This window comes from Microbacterium sp. RG1, assembly GCF_005347485.1.
GTDB classification, from domain to species: Bacteria; Actinomycetota; Actinomycetes; order Actinomycetales; family Microbacteriaceae; genus Microbacterium; species Microbacterium binotii_A.
Map to the genome: position 1 here is coordinate 854,952 of NZ_CP034121.1, position 20,386 is coordinate 875,337.

Below are 20,386 nucleotides of genomic sequence, written 5' to 3' on the forward strand. Positions count from 1 at the left end.
CATCTTGCCGCCTCGCAAGCTCGATAGGATCGATTGAGACCCACTTCAGGAGCGTCCTTTGACTGATCTGACCCCGGCAGCCGTCGCATACCCCGCAGACGGATTCGCCCTCTATCCCGACCGCTCCGTCATCGCGTTGCGCGTGAACGGCGAACTGAAGGACCTCGCGACGACGATCGCTGAGTCCGACGTCGTCGAGCCGGTCACGATCTCGTCGGAGGACGGCCTGGCCATCCTCCGTCACTCCACCGCGCACGTGCTCGCACAGGCGGTGCAGCGCATCAAGCCGCAGACGAACCTCGGCATCGGCCCGCCCGTCACCGATGGCTTCTACTACGACTTCGGCACCGACACCCCGTTCACGCCGGAGGACGTCAAAGCCATCAAGAAGGAGATGGAGCGGATCGTCCGCGAGAACCAGCGGTTCGTGCGTCGGGTCGTGACCGACGACGAGGCGCGCGCGGAGCTTGCCGACGAGCCCTTCAAGCTCGAGCTCATCGGCCTGAAGGGCGGTAAGAAGGAAGCAGCCGAGGGGGCATCGGTCGAGGTCGGCGCGGGTGAGCTCACGATCTACGACAACGTGAACCGCGACGGCGAGACGGTCTGGAAGGATCTCTGCCGCGGACCCCACGTGCCCAGCACCCGCGTCATCGGCAATGGGTGGGATCTGCAGCGCATCGCCGGCGCGTACTGGCGCGGCAGCGAGAAGAACCCGCAGCTGCAGCGCATCTACGGCACCGCGTGGGCGACCAAGGACGACCTGCGTGCCTACCAGCACCGGCTGGAGGAGGCGGCGAAGCGCGACCACCGCAAGCTCGGCAAGGAACTCGACCTGTTCTCGTTCCCCGACGAGATCGGCTCCGGCCTCAGCGTCTGGCACCCCAAGGGCGGCATCGTGCGCGGCGAGATGGAGCAGCACGCGAGGCGTCGGCATGTGGAAGGCGGCTACACCTACGTCTACACGCCGCACATCTCCAAGGAAGACCTGTTCATCACCTCCAACCATCTGGTGACCTACCGGGAGGGCATGTTCCCCCCCATCACCATGGACGAAGAGCGCGACGCGGAGGGCAACGTCACCAAGGTCGGCCAGGAGTACTACCTCAAGCCGATGAACTGTCCGATGCACATCCTCATCTACAAGGAGCGCGGCCGCAGTTACCGCGACCTGCCGATGCGACTCGCGGAGAACGGCACCGTCTACCGCAACGAGCTCTCGGGTGCCCTGCACGGCCTCACGCGCGTGCGCGGATTCACCCAGGACGACTCGCACCTGTTCGTCACCCCCGAGCAGCTCGAGGCCGAGGCGACGCGCGTGCTGGAGTTCGTGATCTCGATGCTCCGCGACTTCGGGCTCGAGGACTTCGAGCTGGAGCTCTCGATGCGCGACGACGAGAAGTCGAAGTGGATCGGTTCCGACGAGTTCTGGGAGTACTCGACGAACGCGCTGCGCAACGTCGCCATGGCGAGCGGCCTGAAGCTCACCGAAGTGCCGGGCGAGGCCGCCTTCTACGGGCCGAAGATCGACCTCAAGACCCGGGACGCCATCGGCCGCACCTGGCAGCTGTCGACCGTGCAGGTCGACCCGAACCTTCCCGAGCGCTTCGGTCTCGAGTACACCGGTCCCGACGGCGAGAAGCACCGCCCGATCATGATCCACCGGGCGCTGTTCGGCTCTATCGAGCGTTTCTTCGCCATCCTGCTCGAGCACTATGCGGGGGCTTTCCCCGTGTGGCTTTCGCCCGTGCAGGTGGTCGGCATCCCGGTCGCCGAGCAGTTCGCGGACTACCTGGACGGCATCGTCGACCGCCTCAAGGTGTCGGGTGTCCGCGCGGAGGTCGATCACTCCGACGACCGGATGCAGAAGAAGATCCGCACGCACACGACCCAGAAGGTCCCGATCCAGCTGATCGCGGGGGAGCAGGACCGCAGTGCCGGCACGGTGTCCTTCCGTTTCCGCGACGGGACGCAGACGAACGGGATTCCCGTCGACGACGCGATCGCGATGATTCAGCGCGCGATCGCGGAGAAGACTCTCGTCAACACCGCGGAGGACCTCGCGTGACGACGGAGCCGGATCAGACGGATGCGGCGCTGATCGCCGCATCCGATCTGGCCGGCGTGCCGGATGAGTTCCAGCGGCTGTGGACTCCGCACCGCATGGCCTACATCCAGGCCGGCCCCGAGCCGCACTCCGAGCAGTGCCCTTTCTGCGCCGCGCCGCACAAGAGCGACGAGGACGGACTCATCGTGCATCGCGGGGCTCGCGCATACGTCCTGCTGAATCTGTTCCCGTACAACTCGGGCCACCTGCTGGTGTGCCCGTACCGCCACATCCCTACCTATGACCAGGCGGATGCGGAAGAAGTCGCCGAGATCGGTGCGCTCACACAGACCGCGATGCGCGTACTCCGCGAGACGTCCCGGTGCGACGGGTTCAACATCGGCATGAACCAGGGCGCCGTGGCAGGCGCGGGGGTGGCGGGCCATCTCCACCAGCACGTCGTCCCGCGGTGGGCGACCGACGCGAACTTCTTCCCGATCATCGCGCGCACCAAGGCACTGCCACAGCTGCTCGGCGACGTGCGCCGCTCGCTGGCCGACGCGTGGCCGCTCTGAGCGTTCTCCACAAGCCCCCGGTGCCCGCGATCGCCTGCCGATAGCGTGGCGGGCATAGTTCCACGAGCCCGGGGGTCTCTCATGCGCACACGTTCCGTCCGACTCATCGCACCCATGCTGCTGCTGGCTCTCGTGCCGTTGGCGGGGTGCCAGTTCACCCCACTGCCCTCATCCAGCGGGTCGGGCGAGGCGCTCGCTCCCTCGGGCCAACCCACGGAGATCACCGGCGACTCCGGGTCCGACGATCTGATCGACGGCGATGTCTTCGCCGAGCGCGATGCGTTCTTCGAGGCCCAACAGCAGGTTCCGGGAGACCCGATGCTGACGCCGAAGACCCCCGAGCAGCAGGAGTTCATCTCCCAGCAGCGGGCCTACACCGAGTCGCAGGGCGGCACGTGGTCCCCGGAGATCGAGAGCATCACGCTCGCCCTCGCTCTGGACGCCTGCGAGACCTCGATCCTCAACGGTCACGATGTCGACCAAGACTTGTACGCCACGCACGTGGCGACCTCGCCGCTGATCTCGGCACTCACGAACGGCGATCCGACGACGGAGCGCAATGTCACCAGCATCATGGTCTTCGGAACGGGATTCCTGTGTCCGGCCGACGCTCCCCAGTGGGAGAGCGCCTTCCGTGCCGCCACCGGAGGCTGAGCCGACTCAGCGCACCTGACGCACGGTGAACTGCATGCGGGGATGCGCGTAGGCCTCCTGCGACTCGACGAGCTGGAGTTCGCGCTCACCCGAGCGGTGTGTGGCCTCGAGCAGGTCGAACACGCTGGATGCGGTGCGGGCCAGGGCGTCCGCGGCATCACCGGTGCGCGTGTAGTGCGCTGTGAAGAGGGCCGCGGTCACGTCGCCGGATCCGTTCGCCTTCATGGGCAGCAAGGGCGTCGTCACGATCCAGGCGCCTCGGGGCGTCACGGCCATCATCTCGATCGTTCCCTCGTCGCGGTCGGGGCGCTCGACGCTCGTGACGAGAACCGTGTCCGGACCCATCGCGCGGGCCGCATCCGCTGAAGCGAGGGTCTCCTCGATCGTGTGCGGATCGGTGCCGGTGAGAAAGCCCAGTTCGAACTGATTGGGCGTGATGATGTCCGCCACCGGGACGACCTTCTCGCGCAGGAGCTCGGGAATCGCGGGAGCGACGAAACAACCGGACTTCGCGTTGCCCATGACGGGGTCGCATGCGTACACGGCGTTCGGGTTTGCGGCCTTCACGCGCGCCACCGTGTCGACGATCACGTCGGCGATGCCCTCGGAACCCTGATAGCCGGACAGGACCACGTCGATCCTGTCGAAGACACCGCGCTCCTCGATGCCCGTGACGACCTCGCGCACATCGTCCGGTGCGATGAGCGGTCCTCGCCACGCGCCGTACCCGGTGTGGTTCGAGAAGTTCACGGTATACACCGGCAGAACCTCGACTCCGATGCGCTGCAGGGGGAAGACCGCAGCGGAGTTGCCGACGTGGCCGTAGGCGACGGCGGACTGGATCGAAAGTACCTTCACAGTGGAGTCATCCCATCTTCGAAGTGGCGGCGACCGCATCCACGGCCGCAACGAGGTCGGCGATGAGCCGACCGGCATCATCGTCGGAGAGATCATGCACCGTCAGGCGCAGGTAGTGCGTCGCGCGCGCGTCGGCGAGCACGAACTCGTCGCCGGTGCGTGCCAGCCAGCCGCGGCGCATGAGCTGCTCGGCGACGGCGCGAGCGGAAACGCCGAGGGGGACCCACAGGTTCAGTCCGTCGCCCGGCTCGACGGCGAGGCCGTGGTCCCGCGCCCGCTCGGCGAAGGCACGGTTGCGGTCCGCGTAGTGCCGTCCTGTCGCCCCGATCGCGCCCTGCACCGTCTCGTCGGCGAGGAGGGCGATGGCGAGCCGCTGCAGGAGATGGCTGACCCAGGTGGTCCCGGGGCTGAGGCGCAGCGCCAGACGGTCCGCGGTCTCGGGATCCGATGCCGCGACGGCCAGGCACATGTCGGGTCCGAGGAACTTCGAGACCGACCGCACGAGTGCCCACCGTCGGTGGTTCGTTCCGATGATCGAGTGGTAGGGCTGCGGTGACAGGAGCGAGAAATGGTCGTCCTCGATGATGAGCACGTACGGATGGTTCTCGAGCACGGCGCGCAGCTCGGCGGCGCGTCGTGCACTCAGACTCGCGCCGGTCGGGTTCTGGGCACGTGGCGTGCAGACGATCGCGCGGACGCCGGCGGCGAGCGCAGCACGAAGTCCGTCGACCGTCATCCCCTCGGCGTCGACGGGAACCGGAACGGCGCGATAACCGCCGAGGCGCACGGTGTGGATGCTGGCGAGGAAGCAGGGGTCTTCGAGAGCGACGGCGTCGTCTCTGGTCAGGGCCTGTGCGAGCAACCGCTCGACGGCGTCGACCGCACCGCTCGTGATCGTCAACCGCACTGTCGACGGCGCGAGGTCGGCGCTCACCCACTCTCGGGCCCACGCCTCGAGATCGGGGTCGATGACGGGCTCGCCGTAGAGGACGGGGCGGCGGGCGATGCGTGTCAGCGCGGGAAGGGTGTTCGGGATGCGGTCGGGATCGGGGTTGCCGGTGCCCACATCACGGAGCACGGTTCCGGCGGCGAATCCCTCCTGCGCGACCGGTGCGGCCTCGGCGACGAGGGTGCCGCCGCGCCCGCGGGTGACGACGGTTCCCGCCTGCGTGAGCAGACGATATGCCGCCGCGACCGTGTTGCGGTTGACATCCAGCGCCTCGGCGAGCGCCCGAACCGGCGGCAGTGACTGGCCGGGAGCGAGCTCGCCGCGCTCGACGAGTGCGCGGACGCTGTCGGCGATCTCCGCGGCGGAGGAGCCGCGGATCTCGGGACGCGTGTCAGACAGAGACATCCACACCAGCCTACGCCGTAGGACATGCTAATTTCTGACCTAGGACAAAACGTCGCACCGGGCGGCGTGGACGAAGGAGCACCCGATGACCGATTCCCTCACCGGTTCCACGCGCGTCAAGCGCGGACTCGCGGAGATGCTGAAGGGCGGCGTGATCATGGACGTCGTCACCGCCGAGCAGGCGCGAATCGCTGAGGACGCGGGGGCCGTCGCCGTCATGGCCCTCGAGCGCGTCCCCGCAGACATCCGCGCGCAGGGCGGTGTTGCGCGCATGAGCGATCCCGACCTGATCGACGAGATCATCGCGGCGGTCTCGATTCCGGTCATGGCGAAGGCGCGAATCGGTCACGTCGTGGAAGCTCAGGTTCTGCAGGCGCTCGGAGTGGACTACGTCGACGAATCCGAAGTGCTCTCGCCGGCGGATTACGTGAATCACATCGACAAGTGGGGCTTCACCGTCCCCTTCGTGTGTGGCGCGACGAACCTGGGTGAGGCTCTGCGGCGGATCACCGAGGGTGCGGCGATGATCCGCTCCAAGGGGGAGGCGGGCACGGGTGACGTCTCGGAGGCCACGAAGCACATCCGCACCATTCGCGGTGAGATCGCGGCTCTCGGTGCGAAGAGCGCGGACGAACTGTACGTCGCGGCGAAGGAACTCCAGGCGCCGTATGAACTCGTGGCGGAGGTCGCCCGCACCGGCACGCTCCCGGTCGTGCTCTTCACCGCCGGCGGTGTCGCGACCCCCGCGGATGCCGCGTTCATGATGCAGCTGGGAGCCGACGGCGTCTTCGTGGGCTCCGGGATCTTCAAGTCCGGCAACCCCGCCCAGCGTGCTGCCGCCATCGTGAAGGCGACCACGTTCTTCGACGACCCCGCCGTCATCGCCGAGGCCTCGCGCGGACTCGGCGAGGCGATGGTCGGCATCAACGTGGCCGATCTCCCCGCCCCGCACCGCCTCGCCGACCGTGGCTGGTGATGCTCCCCGCATCGGGGTCCTCGCCCTCCAGGGCGATGTGCGCGAGCACATGCGCATCCTCCGACTCCTCGGCGCGGCGGTGCGACCGGTTCGTCGGCCCACGGAACTCGCCGAGGTCGACGGCCTGGTGATCCCGGGCGGCGAGTCGAGTGTCATCGACAAGCTGAGTCGGGCGTTCGGGATGCGCGACCCCCTGCGCCGGGAGATCGCCGCGGGGCTCCCGGTTTACGGGACGTGCGCCGGACTGATCCTCCTCGCCGACGAGGTGCTCGACGGCCTCCCCGGCCAGGAGAGCTTCGGCGGCCTCGACGTGGTCGTGCGGCGCAACGCGTTCGGTTCGCAGCTCGACTCGTTCGAGAGCGACCTGCGGGTCGAGGCACTGGGCGGGCCGCCGGTGAAGGCCGTCTTCATCCGTGCGCCCGTGGTCGAAAAGGTCGGTCGGGCCGTGGACATCCTCGCGACCCTCGACGACGGACGCGTGGTCGCGGTCGAGCAGGGGAACCTGCTGGGAACGTCGTTCCACCCGGAGGTCTCGGACGAGACGCGGTTCCATGAACGCCTCCTCGAGCGGGTCCGCGCGCGGCTGAACTAAGATCGACGCTGGACTTTCCAGCCGCTGAACACGGGAGACTCATGTCCGGTCACTCCAAATGGGCCACCACGAAGCACAAGAAGGCCGTCGTCGACGCGCGTCGTGCGAAGTCGTGGGCGAAGCTCATCAAGAACATCGAGGTCGCCGCGAAGCTGGGTGGGGCCGATCTGGCGGGTAACCCGACGCTCTTCGATGCAGTCCTCAAGGCGAAGAAGACCTCGGTCCCGAAGGACAACATCGACCGCGCCATCAAGCGCGGAGCCGGCATCGGCGGCGAGTCGGTCGAGTACTCCTCGATCATGTACGAGGGCTACGGCCCCAACGGCGTCGCCCTCATGATCGAGTGTCTGACCGACAACAAGAACCGCGCCGCGGCCGAGGTCCGCACGGCACTGTCGCGCAACGGCGGAACTCTCGCCGATCCGGGGTCGGTCGCCTACAACTTCACGCGCAAGGGCGTGATCGTCGTCTCCGAGGAGGGAACGACCGAGGACGACGTCATGATGGCCGCGCTCGAGGCGGGTGCGGAGGAGATCGAGCCGCACGCGCAGGGTTTCGAGGTGATCACCGAGGCCTCCGACCTGGTGTCCGTCCGTACCGCGCTCACCGACGCGGGCATTGAGTACGAATCGGCCGATGTCGAGTTCGTCCCCAATCTCAAGGTCGAGGTCGACGCGGAGACCGCGCGGAAGGTATTCCGTCTGATCGACGCCCTCGAAGACAGCGACGACGTGCAGAACGTCTTCAGCAACTTCGACCTGACGCCCGAGGTGCAGGCGGAGCTCGAGGCCGACGAGTAAGCGTCGGGCATTGCGGGCGCGTCGAGGCACCGGCTCGCCCTGAGACACGTACCGTGATGGGGTGGGTTCTTCTCTGCGTGTGCTCGGTGTCGACCCGGGCCTGACTCGCTGCGGCGTGGGCGTCGTAGACGCCGCGGCAGACCGCCGCGCCAGCCTCGTGCACGTCGGCGTCATCCGCTCGTCGCCCGAGCTTCCGATCGCGGAAAGGCTCCACCTCATCGCCCAGGGGCTCCGCGACGCCGTGCGGGAGCATCGGCCCGATGTCGTCGCCGTCGAGCGCGTGTTCGCGCAGCAGAACCGCAGCACCGTGATGGGGACGGCGCAGGCCAGCGGTATCGCGCTGCTCGTCGCGGCCGAGCACGGACTACGCACCGCGACCCACACGCCCAGCGAGGTCAAGGCCGCGATCACCGGCTACGGCTCCGCCGAGAAGCTGCAGGTGCAGACGATGGTGGCACGAGTCCTCAGACTCGATGCGCTTCCGCAACCCGCCGATGCCGCCGATGCGCTCGCGCTCGCACTGTGCCACGCGTGGCGCGGCGACAGTGCCGGGGGAGCGGCGGTCTCGGATGCGGCTCTGACTCCGGCGCAGCGCGCGTGGCGAGCGGCGGAGAAGACGCGACGCTGAGCGTGTCGAATCGAACAAAGGTGCGAAGCGGGCTAGGCTCACAGCCATGATCGCCTCGCTCCGCGGCTCCGTTGCACACGCATCCTCCGACGGCCTGGTTCTCGAAGTCGCCGGCGTCGGCTACAGCGTGGCCGTGACCCCGGAGGTCTCGCGCGCCGTGCACCTGGGTGACGAGATCCTGCTGCACACGCACATGATCGTCCGCGAGGATGCCCTGTCGCTCGTAGGATTCCGCACTCGAGAAGAGCTGGCGGTCTTCGCGGCGCTGATCGCAGTTTCCGGGGTCGGCCCGAAGTCCGCGCTCGGTGTGCTGGCCGAGCTCAGCATCGACCAGATCGCACAGGCGGTGGCCGACGAAGCCGACGGTCCGTTCCGCAAGGTCTCCGGCATCGGCCCCAAGACCGCCAAGCTGATCGTGGTGCAGCTCGCCGGCAAACTGGCACCGCCCACCTCATCCGCCGCCGGCCCCTCGGCGGGGTCGCCCGATCTCGTCGATCAGCTCGCACAGGCACTCGTCGGTCTGGGCTGGTCCGAGCGCGTCGCCGCCGAGACGGCTGCGGTCGTCGTCGCCGACGCACCCGACGAGCGCACGGTCGCGGCTCTCCTGCGCAGGGCCCTTGCGGCGCTGGGCCCGGCCCGCGCGGAGGTGCTGCGTGGATGAGTTGAGAGACGCGGGGAGCCCCGCGGACGAGAACGAGCTCGCGATCGAGGGTGCGTTGCGGCCCGACTCGCTCGCCGACTTCGTCGGACAGCAGAAGGTACGCGGTCAGCTGCAGCTGCTGCTCGACGCGGCCCGCATCCAACAGCGCCCACCCGACCACATTCTGCTCTCCGGTCCTCCGGGTCTCGGCAAGACGACCCTCGCGATGATCGTCGCGCACGAGAGTGGCCGCGCGCTGCGGATGTCCAGCGGGCCCGCCATCCAGCACGCCGGCGATCTGGCGGCCCTCCTATCGTCGTTGACGCCCGGCGAGGTGCTGTTCATCGACGAGATCCACCGGATGGCGCGCTCCGCCGAGGAGATGCTCTACCTCGCGATGGAGGACTTCCGCATCGACATCATGGTCGGCAAGGGCGCCGGCGCTACGAGCATCCCCCTCGATCTCGCCCCCTTCACCCTCGTGGGCGCCACCACGCGGTCCGGACTGCTGCCCAATCCGCTGCGCGATCGCTTCGGCTTCACCGCGCACCTCGAGTACTACGAGCCCGAGGAGCTCGAACGGGTCATCGCCCGCTCGGCCACGATGCTCGGCGTCGATCTGCCGGCCATGGCGCGCTCCGAGATCGCCCGCCGCTCGCGCGGAACCCCGCGTATCGCGAATCGGCTGCTGCGACGAGTGCGCGACTACCTCATCGTGTACGGCGATGGAGGATCGGGCAGTCTCGCCAGTGTGGATGCGGCGCTCGAACTGTACGACGTCGACCCGATCGGTCTCGACCGGCTCGACCGGGCCGTGCTGGACGCGGTCATCCGTCGCTTCCGCGGCGGCCCGGTAGGGCTGAGCACCCTTGCTGTCGCGGTGGGTGAGGAGGCCGACACGATCGAGTCGGTGGTCGAGCCCTACCTGGTGCGGATCGGTTTCATGGGGCGCACGCCGCGAGGACGCGTGGCGACTCCGGAGGCCTACGGGCACCTGGGCGTGCCCCATCCGACCGGAGCGCTGCGCTTGGATGACCTATAATCGCTGAAGGCTTTCGCCGCAACTGACTCGACCAGCGCTGGACCCGGTTCGCGCTGCCCCGGAAAGGGCCCCTCCACTTCATGGACTTCGCGACCTTCTTCGCCAACTACGGTCTGATCATCCTGCTGGTGATCCTCCTGATCTTCATGTTCTGGAGCTCGCGTCGCCGCATGCAGAAGGCGAAGGCCGAGCAGGAACAGAAGGCCCGCCAGACGGTCCCCGGCGCCGAGGTGCTGTTGCAGGGCGGCCTGTACGGAACGATCGTCGAGTTCGACGCCGACAACCTCGACCAGCCGGCTCTCATCGAGATCGCTCCTGGCGTCGAGATCAAGGTGCACAGCCAGGCCATCCTGCGAATCGTCGACCCTGCAGAGGGCGTCGTGACCGAGGACGAGTTCATCGAGGCCGAGGCGAGTGAGGCCGAGTACATCGCCGGCGTCGCCGACGGTGACATCACCTCGATCAGCGACGACCACAAGTACTCGTCGCACAGTGACGAGGTCGAGAACGACAAGAAGGACAAGCCTGAGGCCTGACGCCTCCATCCCTTCCTGCACGAGAAAGCTGATCGTCCGTGGCGACATCCACTCCCGTCCGTCACGCCTGGCGCGCCCTCATCGGGCTCCTCGCGGTGACCGCTGTGCTCTTCGGCGTGAACGCCTTGGGCGTCTACGTCTTCAAGACCTCCGCAGGAGCTCCCGCGAGCTCCTGGTCCCCTGAACTCGCGCTGGATCTTCAGGGCGGGACGCAGATCATCCTCGCGGCGCAGACCGCCGACGGCGCTGCTCCGAGCGGCGACCAGATGACGCAGGCCGTCACGATCATCCGCCAGCGCGTCGACGCCTCCGGCGTCGGCGAGGCGGACGTCACGACCGAGGGCGGGCGCAACGTCGTCGTCCAGATCCCGGGCGAGGCCGATGAGGAGACGCGTCAGCGCATCCAGGACTCGGCGCAACTGCAGCTGCGTCCGGTGCTCGTCGAGTCGGGTGAGATCAGCGGCAGCTTCATCGGTCAGGACGGCACGGCGACGCCGTATCCGACGCCCGATCCATCGCTCGCGGCCACGCCGACCGCGTCGCCGACGAACGGCAGCGACGTCAGCTGGATCACCCCGAAGCTGCAGGCGGAGTTCCAGGCCTACGACTGCGCCAACCCCACGAACGATCCGGCGAATGCTCCCGACGCCGACCCGCTGATCACCTGTTCGACCGACGGCACCGCGAAGTACATCCTCGGTCCGGTCGAGATCAAGGGCGACGACGTCGCCGACGCGAGCTCGGGGGTCGTGCAGACCAACGGCCAGTGGGCGGTCAACCTCGTCTTCAATGCCGAAGGCACCGAGAAGTTCACCGAGATCAGCCAGCGGCTGTACCCGCTGCAGCGCCCGCTGAACCAGTTCGCGTTCGTGCTGGACGGCACGGTGCTCTCCGCGCCGTCGATGAACGGCATCATCACCGACGGAAAGCCGCAGATCACCGGTTCCTTCACGCAGGAGAGCGCGAAGACGCTGGCGGACCAGCTCAAGTACGGAGCCCTGCCGCTGAGCTTCACGGTGCAGAGCTCCGACACGATCTCGGCAACCCTCGGATCTCAGCAGCTGATGATCGGGTTGATCGCCGGCCTCATCGGTCTGGGTCTCGTCGCGGTCTACTCGCTGACCGTCTACCGAGCCCTCGGCACGGTGATCATGGCGTCGCTCGTGGTCATGGGTGTGCTCACCTACATCACCCTCTGCATCCTCGCCTGGCGCATGGGCTACCGCCTGTCGCTGGCCGGCGTCGCGGGTGTGATCGTGTCGATCGGATTCACGGCGGACTCGTTCATCATCTACTTCGAGCGCATCCGCGACGAGTTGCGCGACGGCAAGTCGATCACCGCAGCGGTCGAGGACGGCTGGAGCCGTGCCAAGCGCACGATCTACATCTCGAAGTCCATCAACGTGCTCGCCGCCGTGGTGCTCTACATCCTCGCGGATGCGACCGTGAAGGGATTCGCGTTCACGCTGGGCCTCACGACCGTCATCGACGTGCTCATCTTCATCCTGTTCACCCATCCCGTGATGCAGCTGCTGGCCCGCACCCGATTCTTCGGCTCGGGCCACCCGCTGTCCGGTCTCGACCCGACGGCGCTCGGCGCGGTGTACCGCGGTCGCGCGCAGTTCCGCGCTCCCGTGGCCCCGACCGGTCGCGTCGCGCGCTCGCGCGGCGAGGCGGAGCGTCGTCAGACCATCGCCGAGCGCAAGCGCGCCGCGCAGCAGGGGGATGCCGGCTCCACACCCGCGGACGATACCGTGTCCCCGTCGAAGGGCGGTCGCAACTGATGCGCTCGATGTCCCAGGTCGGTAACGACCTCTACACCGGCAAGACCTCCTTCCCGTTCGTCGGACGTCGCCGGCTCTGGTTCCTGATCGGTGCGCTGCTCGTCATCGCCTCCGCGCTGGTGCCGCTCTTCCGCCCGATCGAGTTCTCGATCGAGTTCACGGGGGGATCCCAGTTCACGATCAACGAGCTGTCCAATCCCGACCAGGCCATTGCGACCACCGCCGTCCAGTCCGTCGTCCCGAACGCCGAGACGCGAGTCACGACGGTCGGTTCGGACTCCGTCCGGGTGCAGACCGACCAGATGTCCAACGACGAGACACAGCGTGTCTCGGAGGCGCTCGCGGAGGCCTACAACGTGCCGGCCGCCGACGTCACGTCGTCGTTCATCGGCCCGAGCTGGGGCGAGGGGGTGACACGTCAGTCCCTGTGGGGTCTGGCGATCTTCCTCACGCTGACCTTCGTGATCCTCGCGCTGTACTTCCGTACCTGGAAGATGTCCGCGGCTGCCATCATCGGCGTCGTCGACGTGCTGATCGTCACGATCGGGATCTACGCGGTGTTCGGCTTCGCGATCTCGCCCGCCGCCGTCATCGGATTCCTCACGATCCTCGCGTACTCCCTCTACGACATCACCGTCGTCTTCGACAAGATCCGAGAGAACACGAGGGACGACGGGGAGATCTCTGCCCGCACGTTCGGTGAATCGGTGAACCTCGCGGTCAACCAGACGCTGATCCGCTCCATCAACACGACCGTCGTCGCCATCCTGCCGACCGGCGCGATCCTGTTCATCGGCGCGTTCTGGCTCGGTGCGCAGACCCTCACGGACATCTCGCTGTCGATCTTCGTGGGCACCATCGTGGCCGCGTACTCGACGCTCTTCCTCGCGGCTCCGCTGTACAGCCTGTTCCGCGAGGGCGAGGCGAAGGTCAAGGCGAGTGATGCGCGGGTGCTGACGGCGCGCGAGCGCGCCGTCGTCGAAGCCTGATCGGATCCAAGACGCGTAAAATGGTCCGACCGGGCGAAGGGCGGTGATCGAGGTATGGCCGAGACGCTTCCCGCGGGCGCCCAGAGCTCGTCTCTGCGCCGCCTGATCCCGCGCATCTTCTCGCGCGCCGCCCGCCGTGACGACGTCGACAAGCTCGTTCGCACGGTCCGGACCCACCACCCGAAAGGCGATCTCGCGATCGTCGAACGGGCCTACGTGGTGGCGGCCCGGGCACACGAGGGGCAGAAGCGGCAGAGCGGCGAGCCGTACATCACGCATCCGCTCGCGGTCGCTCAGATCCTGGCGGATCTCGGCCTCGGGCCGAAGGCGGTCGCCGCCGCGCTGTTGCACGACACCGTCGAGGACACGGGATACCGCCTCGATGAGCTGAGCGCCGAGTTCGGCGACGAGGTCGCGATGCTGGTGGACGGCGTCACGAAGCTCGACAAGGTCAAATACGGCGAGAGCGCACAGGCGGAGACCGTCCGCAAGATGATCGTGGCGATGTCTCGCGACATCCGCGTGCTCGTCATCAAGCTCGCGGACCGCCTGCACAACGCCCGCACGTGGGGCTTCGTGCCGCCCGAGAAGGCATCCAAGAAGGCGACCGAGACGCTCGAGATCTACGCACCGCTGGCGCACAGGCTCGGCATCCAGGCGATCAAGTCCGAGCTCGAAGACCTCTCGTTCGCGGTGCTGCACCCGAAGCTCTACGTCGAGATCGACAGCCTCGTCAAGCAGCGTACGCCCCAGCGGGAACAGTACCTGCAGAACGTCATCAATGCGGTGGAAGAGGATCTGCGCGAGCTGCGGATCCGCGGCAGGGTGGCGGGTCGCCCGAAGCAGCTCTACTCCGTCTATCAAAAGATGGTCGTGCGAGGTCGCGAGTTCGACGACATCTACGACCTGATCGGCATCCGCGTGATCGTGGCGACCGTCCGCGACTGCTACGCCGTGCTCGGTGCGCTCCACGCGCGATGGACGCCGCTACCCGGGCGGTTCAAGGACTACATCGCGACGCCCAAGTTCAATCTGTACCAGTCGCTGCACACGACGGTCATCGGTCCGAACGGGCGCACGGTCGAGATCCAGATCCGCACGAACGAGATGCACCAGCAGGCCGAGTTCGGTGTCGCGGCGCACTGGAAGTACAAGGAGCGGATGTCGGGCGCCAAGACCGACACGAAGGCCGTGGACGCCGACATGGCGTGGCTCGCCCATATCTCCGACTGGCAGGCGGAGACCGCCGACCCGGGCGAGTTCCTCGACTCGCTCAGGTTCGAGATCGGCGCGAAGGAGGTCTACGTCTTCACGCCCAAGGGACGCGTCATCGGCCTGCCGGCGGGCGCGACCCCGGTGGACTTCGCGTATGCGGTGCACACCGAGATCGGGCACCGCACGATGGGCTCGAAGGTCAACGGCCGGCTCGTCCCGCTCGAGTCCGAGCTCCATTCCGGCGACGTCGTCGAGGTCTTCACCTCCAAGAACCCGGATGCGGGACCCAGCCAGGACTGGCTGGGGTTCGTCAAGAGCACCCGCGCCCGCAACAAGATCCGCGGCTGGTTCACCAAGGAACGCCGTGAAGAGGCGATAGAGCAGGGGCGCGAGTCCATCGCGCGCGCGATGCGGCGCCAGAACCTGCCGCTGCAGCGCTTGATGAGTCAGGACTCGTTCACTCAGGTCGCGCAGCAGCTGCGCTACGAGGACGTGTCGGCGCTCTACGCGGCTGTCGGCGAGGGACACGTCTCCACCCAGTCGGTGATCGAGAAGGTCACGGCGCTCGTCGCGGCGGACAACGACACCTCCACCGGCCCGATCGACATCCCGCACATCGGTCGGGGCCGTACGCCGCGCGACGGCGATTCCGGAGTGCTCGTGCGCGGTGCGCCCGACATCCTCGTCAAGCTTGCCAAATGCTGCACACCGGTCCCGGGGGATGAGATCGTCGGCTTCGTGACCCGCGGCAGCGGTGTCTCGGTGCACCGCGCCGACTGCACCAACGTCAAGGCGCTCGAGGCCGATCCCGAGCGGATGATCGATGTCGAGTGGGCGCCCACCACGAAGAGCGTCTTCCTCGTACAGATCCAGGTGGAGGCGCTCGATCGCTCGGGGCTGCTCAGTGACGTGACGCGGGTGCTGAGCGAACACCACGTCAACATCCTCTCCGCGACGGTCTCCACATCGAACGACCGTCTCGCGCTCAGCCGTTTCGTTTTCGAGATGGGCGACACCGTGCACCTCGACCGCGTGCTGAACGCGGTGCGCCGCATCGACGCCGTGTACGACGTCTACCGCGTCACATCTTCCTGACGAGCTCCTGCAGAAGCGCGAGCGCCGCCAGACGACGCGGTACGCGTCGTCTGGAATCGAGCCACGCGATGGCGCCGTGGATGGCTTCGGGGGCTCGCTCGGCGCACTGTCCCAGCAGGCCGCGAGCCGCCTCGTCGGTGCCCCGTGCGAGATCGGCGACGGTGCGAGCCGGCGTCGTGACGGGAACGCCGCCGAGACGGAGCAGGTCGTCATCGGGGATACGCGGATCGCGGTAGACGAAGCGCCGGTCCACGGGCTCGTGCAGGCGGTGCTCGCTGATGCGCTGCAGGTCGTGACGGACGGGCACCTCGTCGATGAAGCCGTGCACCCAGGCAGCGCTGCGGTGGGTCGCGGCCATTCGTTCGCCGACGAGAGGGTGCAGGGATGCGGCTCGCAGTGCCGCCGTCTCGATCGTGTCCGCGGGGACGAAGCCCTCGCCGAGTCCCACGAGGTCGCCGTCGAGACACGCAGCCGTGAGCTCAGCGCGGCTGAGCAGTTGGCTCGGGAAGTAGAGGAAACGCGATCCCATCGCCTCAGTGTGCCGGGATCGAACGCAAAGACGCGCGGGGCCCGTCCGATCTGTGGACAGGCCCCGCGCGTCGCGGTCAGGCGGAGGAGGAGTCAGCCGCCGATGGCGCGCAGCCACGCCTTGCGCGCCTCGAGCGACTCGCGTGCCGTCTTCGCCGCCTTCGTGTCCTTGCGGGCCTCCGCGTCGGCCAGTTCGCTCTCGAGCTTCTCGATGGCGTCCGTCAGCTGGCGGGTCATGTCGTTGGCACGAGCCGTCGTCTCGGGCTCGTTGCGCTTCCACTCGGCGTCCTCACGGTCACGCACATGCTGCTCGATCTTGCGCAGTTCGTCGTCGAGCGCCCGCTCGCGATCGCGCGGGAAGATCCGGCCGATCTCGTCCCACTGGCGCTGGATCTCGGTGAGACGCTGACGGGCCGTCGACAGGTTCTTCTCGTCGACGATGGGCTTCGCCGTCTCGAGCAGCGCCTGCTTGGCGACGATCCGCTCCTTGGACTCCTCGGCCTCGGCCGCTTCGCGGCCCTGGCGCGCGCCGTAGAGCGCGTCGCCCGCGGCCTTGAAACGGGCCCAGAGCGCATCGTCGACGCGCTTGCCGGCGCGTCCCGCGGCTTTCCAGTCGTCGAGGAGGTCGCGGTACGCGGGGATAGCGTCCTCCCCGCGTGGTGCGAGAGCCTCGGCGCGCTCCACCAGGCGCGTCTTGCGGTCCTTGGCGGCCTTGTGCACCTCGTCGAGCTCCGCATAGAACGCGCGGCGATGACGCTCGAGCGCACTGCGCGCATCGCGGAAGCGCGTCCACAGCTGCTGCGACGCGGACTTCGGCAGACGCGGGCCGTTCTGCTGCTGGCTCTGCCACTGGTCGAAGAGTTCGGTCAGCTCTGCGGTGACCTGCTTCCACTGCAGCGACTTCGGGTCGCGCTGAGCGAGGGCCTCCGCCCGCTCGACGAGGACTGTGCGCTGGGCGAGCGCTTCGTCGACAGCGGCCTTTGCAGCCTCCGCCTCATTCGCGCTCGCTTCGGCCAGCGAGGCGACGAGGGCGTCGAGCCGGGCGCGCAGTGCCTCGAGGTCGCCGACGGCGGCGGCGTCAGTGACCTTCTCGCGCAGCGCGTTCGCCGTGTGACGCAGGTCGGATGCCGACGCGCCTCCGCGACGATGACGGACCTCCAGGAGCGTCACCTCGCTCGCGAGGTCGGTGTACTTGCGAACGAAGTACGCCAGCGCCTCATCCGGAGTGCCGTCGGGGTACTGCCCGACGACACGCCAGTTCTCGCCCTCGCGCACGGCGACGGTGCCATCGGCATCCACCCGACCCCAGGGCTCTTCAACGGCCCCGGTGGTGTCGGGCTGGTCAGGGGTGTGGTCTGTCGCGGCAGTCACGGGGCACCTCGAGCGTCTCGCGTCGGCGGGGGAAATCGGATTCAGCCTAGTACGCCGGTCGGTCCGGCGCCGTGCAGGTCAGGACGTGGGCTCCGGTGTCGAGGTGGGCGCGGGGTCGGAGGGCGCCGGGCTCGGTGTCTCGACGACGGGCGAGCTCACGCCGGGTCCGACCGTGTAGTACGCGATCTGGCCGCCGAGGACAGCGAGGACGAGCAGCCCGCCACCGAGCCCGGCCAGGATGTTGTCGCGGCGGCGCCGAGTGATCTGTGCGTCGTGGTGGGCGCGGCGCGCCTGATACAGACGAGCGCGTTCGCGCTCGGCACGCTGCTGCTTGTTTCCCGCTGCCACGGTTCCTCCTCGCCTGCCGGACCAGCCGATCCTATGCGGCGCCGGCGGCCGCCATCAAAGCCGGGCGTCGTCGGCCGCCGTTAGCCTGGGGGAGTGACCTCCTCCGGTGCCCTCTTCCAGGGTCAGACGCCTCTTGCCGTGCGCATGCGTCCGGCGTCGCTGGCCGAGGTCGCAGGGCAGGGGCACCTCTTGAAGCCCGGTTCGCCGCTCGTCGCGCTGGCCGACCCCGAGCGGCAGACGTCCGGAGCGGTGTCCGTGATCCTGTGGGGACCGCCCGGCACCGGAAAGACCACGCTCGCGCAAGCGATCGCGCGTTCCTCCGGGCGTCGTTTCGTCGAGCTCTCGGCCATCACGGCCGGTGTGAAGGACGTTCGTGAGGTGATGCAGGAAGCGCTCAATCAGCGCGATCTGTACGGGCAGTCCACCATCCTCTTCCTGGACGAGATCCATCGCTTCACCAAGGCCCAGCAGGACGCGCTGTTGCCCGGCGTCGAGAACGGGTGGGTCGTGCTGATCGCCGCGACCACAGAGAATCCCTCGTTCTCGGTGATCTCCCCGCTTCTGTCCCGCTCACTCCTGCTCACACTGAAGCCACTCGGTGACGACGATCTCGGAGAGCTCGTGGATCGGGCGGTGAGCGATCCACGAGGGCTCGCCGGGCGGATCGCGCTCGACGACGAGGCGAGGGAGGCGCTCGTCCGCCTGGCCTCCGGAGACGCCCGGCGTGCGCTGACGGCGCTGGAGGCGGCGGCGGCCATGACCGACGGCGACGGGGAACCGCGGATCACGGCGGCCCTCATCGCGCAGGCGGTCGATCGGGCGCTGCTGCGCTACGACCGCCAAGGTGACGAGCACTACGACGTCATCAGCGCGTTCATCAAATCGATCCGCGGGTCGGATGCGGACGCCGCGATCCACTACCTGGCGCGCATGATCGAGGCGGGGGAGGACCCCCGGTTCATCGCACGACGTCTGGTCATCTCCGCGGCGGAGGACATCGGGCTGGCCGATCCGCAGGCCCTGCCGATCGCCGTCGCCGCTGCGGATGCGGTGGCGTTCATCGGTATGCCTGAAGGGCGCATCCCTCTCGCCGAGGCGACGGTGTATCTCGCGACCACCGCGAAGTCGAACGCTGCGTACAACGCCATCAACGCCGCGATCGCCGATGTGAAGGCGGGCGGCTTCGGCCGGGTCCCCGCACACCTGCGCGACGCGCACTATCCGGGCGCCAAGCGTCTGGGGCATGGCAAGGGCTATGTCTACCCGCACGACCTCGATGTCGGCGTCGCGACGCAGCAGTACCTCCCCGACGAACTGAGAGGGCGACGGTACTACCAACCCACGCAGCGCGGTCTCGAGCGCGACATCGCGGCGCGTGTCGAGAAGATCCGCCGGATCCTCGAGGGATGAGTGCCCGCTGGTGGTGGCTTCGTGACGGCTCTGCACGGCGGTGATGCCGAGGCGGCCGCATCCGTCGCCGATCGAGACCTCGAGTACGGCCTGCTCGTGTTCTACGGGATGCGCGAGCTCGCCGACGGACTCTCCGACGACGCCGCTGCGCTGAGCAGGCGGATGGAGCGCGAGGCCAAACGGTCTGCACGCCGCCGATTCGGCGCGGCGACATCGTTCGGCGCACCGCTGGCGGGCCTGCAGTTCCTCTTGGTGCTCGTGGGTGCGACCGTTCTCATCGGCGTCAACATGCTCAGCGTGCAGTTCGACCGCGAGCACCGACTGGGGACGCTGCAGACCGATGCTGCCTCGCTCACCGTCGCCGGTGTCGTCGCGCTCGCGCTGCTGGCGATGCTGGCGGCGGTGGGGCAGAGGGTGGTCGACCGTTCCGTGTCCACCGTGGCCGCGCGTGCCGCCCTGTTGTATGCCCTGGGCGCCGGCGCCGTGATCGTCGCGTACGCGAACGGGCTCACCGCACCCGCCACGGTGGTCGCCGTCGTCGTCCTGGCCGTGTTGTCCGCGGGCGTCGGGGTGTGGTTCGCCGCCCATCGACGCCGCAGGCCGGCTGCCGCTGCAGAGGTCGATGCGGCGTGGTCATGGGCGGTGGCGCAGCAGTTGCCGTCCTTCGAGCACGAACGAGAACTCCTTCGCGAACGGGTGGCGCGCGCCTTCGCCGCGCGGACCGACACCGGCTCGATCATCGCCGACCGCAACAGCATCCGCACCCCTGCCATCGCGGACGCGCTGCCGGGCGAGGCCATCATCGCGATGCAGAGTTCGCTGTGGCTGACGACCGGTCGGCACGCCCGTGAGAGCCGTAAGACGGTCTGATAGCATGAATCGGCTCGAAACCGAGTTTTCGGGCATCCCCCTCCTTCTGCTCCACCGTCCGACGCGCCCCGGCGTGC

At 68.2% G+C, this 20,386-nt stretch carries 20 protein-coding genes; 15 read left to right on the forward strand and 5 right to left on the reverse strand.

Features of this window, described 5'->3' with window-relative positions; translation table 11 throughout:
- Window positions 1–58: 58 nt before the first annotated feature.
- From thrS to EHF32_RS04075, 3 genes are all read left to right on the forward strand, one after another.
- The gene (gene thrS / locus EHF32_RS04065) at window positions 59–2,065 is read left to right on the forward strand and encodes a threonine--tRNA ligase (RefSeq protein WP_137416932.1); all 2,007 of its coding nucleotides are present in this window, start codon (window positions 59–61) and stop codon (window positions 2,063–2,065) included.
- Window positions 2,062–2,619: an HIT family protein gene (locus EHF32_RS04070; protein ID WP_137416933.1), complete on the forward strand. Its 558-nt coding sequence runs from the start codon at window positions 2,062–2,064 to the stop codon at window positions 2,617–2,619. The genes thrS and EHF32_RS04070 overlap by 4 nt, the downstream gene beginning before the upstream one ends.
- Before the next feature lie 81 nt (window positions 2,620–2,700).
- Entirely contained in the window at window positions 2,701–3,273 is a 573-nt protein-coding gene (locus tag EHF32_RS04075) for a hypothetical protein (protein WP_137416934.1), read from the forward strand.
- 6 nt (window positions 3,274–3,279) lie between these two features.
- Here the strand turns inward: EHF32_RS04075 and pdxY are convergent, their stop codons facing one another.
- Entirely contained in the window at window positions 3,280–4,131 is an 852-nt protein-coding gene (pdxY, locus tag EHF32_RS04080; protein WP_137416935.1) for a pyridoxal kinase PdxY, read from the reverse strand.
- A gap of 7 nt (window positions 4,132–4,138) precedes the next feature.
- Complete coding sequence (locus EHF32_RS04085) at window positions 4,139–5,485, reverse strand: aminotransferase class I/II-fold pyridoxal phosphate-dependent enzyme (protein WP_137416936.1); 1,347 nt, start codon at window positions 5,483–5,485, stop codon at window positions 4,139–4,141.
- 85 nt (window positions 5,486–5,570) lie between these two features.
- Between EHF32_RS04085 and pdxS the strand changes: the two genes are divergently transcribed.
- The 10 genes from pdxS (at window position 5,571) to EHF32_RS04135 (ending at window position 15,782) form a co-directional block, all read left to right on the forward strand.
- Window positions 5,571–6,461: a pyridoxal 5'-phosphate synthase lyase subunit PdxS gene (pdxS, locus tag EHF32_RS04090; RefSeq protein WP_137416937.1), complete on the forward strand. Its 891-nt coding sequence runs from the start codon at window positions 5,571–5,573 to the stop codon at window positions 6,459–6,461.
- Between the two features lie 49 nt (window positions 6,462–6,510).
- Window positions 6,511–7,053, forward strand: coding sequence for a pyridoxal 5'-phosphate synthase glutaminase subunit PdxT (gene pdxT, locus EHF32_RS04095; protein ID WP_443189864.1), 543 nt, complete (start codon window positions 6,511–6,513; stop codon window positions 7,051–7,053).
- A 41-nt stretch (window positions 7,054–7,094) separates the two neighbouring features.
- On the forward strand, window positions 7,095–7,853 hold the full coding sequence (locus EHF32_RS04100) for a YebC/PmpR family DNA-binding transcriptional regulator (RefSeq protein ID WP_137416939.1): 759 nt from the start codon (window positions 7,095–7,097) through the stop codon (window positions 7,851–7,853).
- Window positions 7,854–7,914: 61 nt separating this feature from the next.
- Complete coding sequence (gene ruvC, locus EHF32_RS04105; RefSeq protein WP_137416940.1) at window positions 7,915–8,481, forward strand: crossover junction endodeoxyribonuclease RuvC; 567 nt, start codon at window positions 7,915–7,917, stop codon at window positions 8,479–8,481.
- Window positions 8,482–8,527: 46 nt separating this feature from the next.
- A complete protein-coding gene (gene ruvA, locus EHF32_RS04110) occupies window positions 8,528–9,142 on the forward strand; it encodes a Holliday junction branch migration protein RuvA (RefSeq protein WP_137416941.1) in 615 nt (204 codons plus the stop codon).
- The gene (ruvB, locus tag EHF32_RS04115; RefSeq protein ID WP_137416942.1) at window positions 9,135–10,163 is read left to right on the forward strand and encodes a Holliday junction branch migration DNA helicase RuvB; all 1,029 of its coding nucleotides are present in this window, start codon (window positions 9,135–9,137) and stop codon (window positions 10,161–10,163) included. The genes ruvA and ruvB overlap by 8 nt, the downstream gene beginning before the upstream one ends.
- An 80-nt stretch (window positions 10,164–10,243) precedes the next feature.
- Window positions 10,244–10,699, forward strand: a complete 456-nt coding sequence (locus EHF32_RS04120) for a preprotein translocase subunit YajC (protein WP_137416943.1) — start codon at window positions 10,244–10,246, stop codon at window positions 10,697–10,699.
- Between the two features lie 38 nt (window positions 10,700–10,737).
- On the forward strand, window positions 10,738–12,483 hold the full coding sequence (secD, locus tag EHF32_RS04125) for a protein translocase subunit SecD (RefSeq protein WP_137416944.1): 1,746 nt from the start codon (window positions 10,738–10,740) through the stop codon (window positions 12,481–12,483).
- On the forward strand, window positions 12,483–13,472 hold the full coding sequence (gene secF, locus EHF32_RS04130; protein WP_137416945.1) for a protein translocase subunit SecF: 990 nt from the start codon (window positions 12,483–12,485) through the stop codon (window positions 13,470–13,472). Before secD ends, secF begins: the two co-directional genes overlap by 1 nt.
- Window positions 13,473–13,526: 54 nt before the next feature.
- Window positions 13,527–15,782, forward strand: coding sequence for a RelA/SpoT family protein (locus EHF32_RS04135; RefSeq protein ID WP_137416946.1), 2,256 nt, complete (start codon window positions 13,527–13,529; stop codon window positions 15,780–15,782).
- Here EHF32_RS04135 and EHF32_RS04140 read toward each other — a convergent pair.
- From EHF32_RS04140 to EHF32_RS04150, 3 genes are all read right to left on the reverse strand, one after another.
- Entirely contained in the window at window positions 15,769–16,311 is a 543-nt protein-coding gene (locus EHF32_RS04140) for a type IV toxin-antitoxin system AbiEi family antitoxin (protein WP_137416947.1), read from the reverse strand. The two genes, EHF32_RS04135 and EHF32_RS04140, sit on opposite strands and share 14 nt — an antisense overlap.
- Before the next feature lie 92 nt (window positions 16,312–16,403).
- Window positions 16,404–17,681, reverse strand: coding sequence for a DUF349 domain-containing protein (locus EHF32_RS04145; protein WP_238343786.1), 1,278 nt, complete (start codon window positions 17,679–17,681; stop codon window positions 16,404–16,406).
- Window positions 17,682–17,759: 78 nt separating this feature from the next.
- On the reverse strand, window positions 17,760–18,029 hold the full coding sequence (locus EHF32_RS04150; RefSeq protein ID WP_137416949.1) for a dioxygenase: 270 nt from the start codon (window positions 18,027–18,029) through the stop codon (window positions 17,760–17,762).
- Between the two features lie 93 nt (window positions 18,030–18,122).
- Here EHF32_RS04150 and EHF32_RS04155 point away from each other — a divergent pair, with 93 nt between their 5' ends.
- Together EHF32_RS04155 and EHF32_RS04160 are read left to right on the forward strand one after the other, a co-directional pair.
- Entirely contained in the window at window positions 18,123–19,439 is a 1,317-nt protein-coding gene (locus EHF32_RS04155; protein ID WP_419144831.1) for a replication-associated recombination protein A, read from the forward strand.
- 21 nt (window positions 19,440–19,460) lie between these two features.
- Window positions 19,461–20,309: a hypothetical protein gene (locus tag EHF32_RS04160; protein WP_137416950.1), complete on the forward strand. Its 849-nt coding sequence runs from the start codon at window positions 19,461–19,463 to the stop codon at window positions 20,307–20,309.
- Window positions 20,310–20,386: the final 77 nt, after the last annotated feature.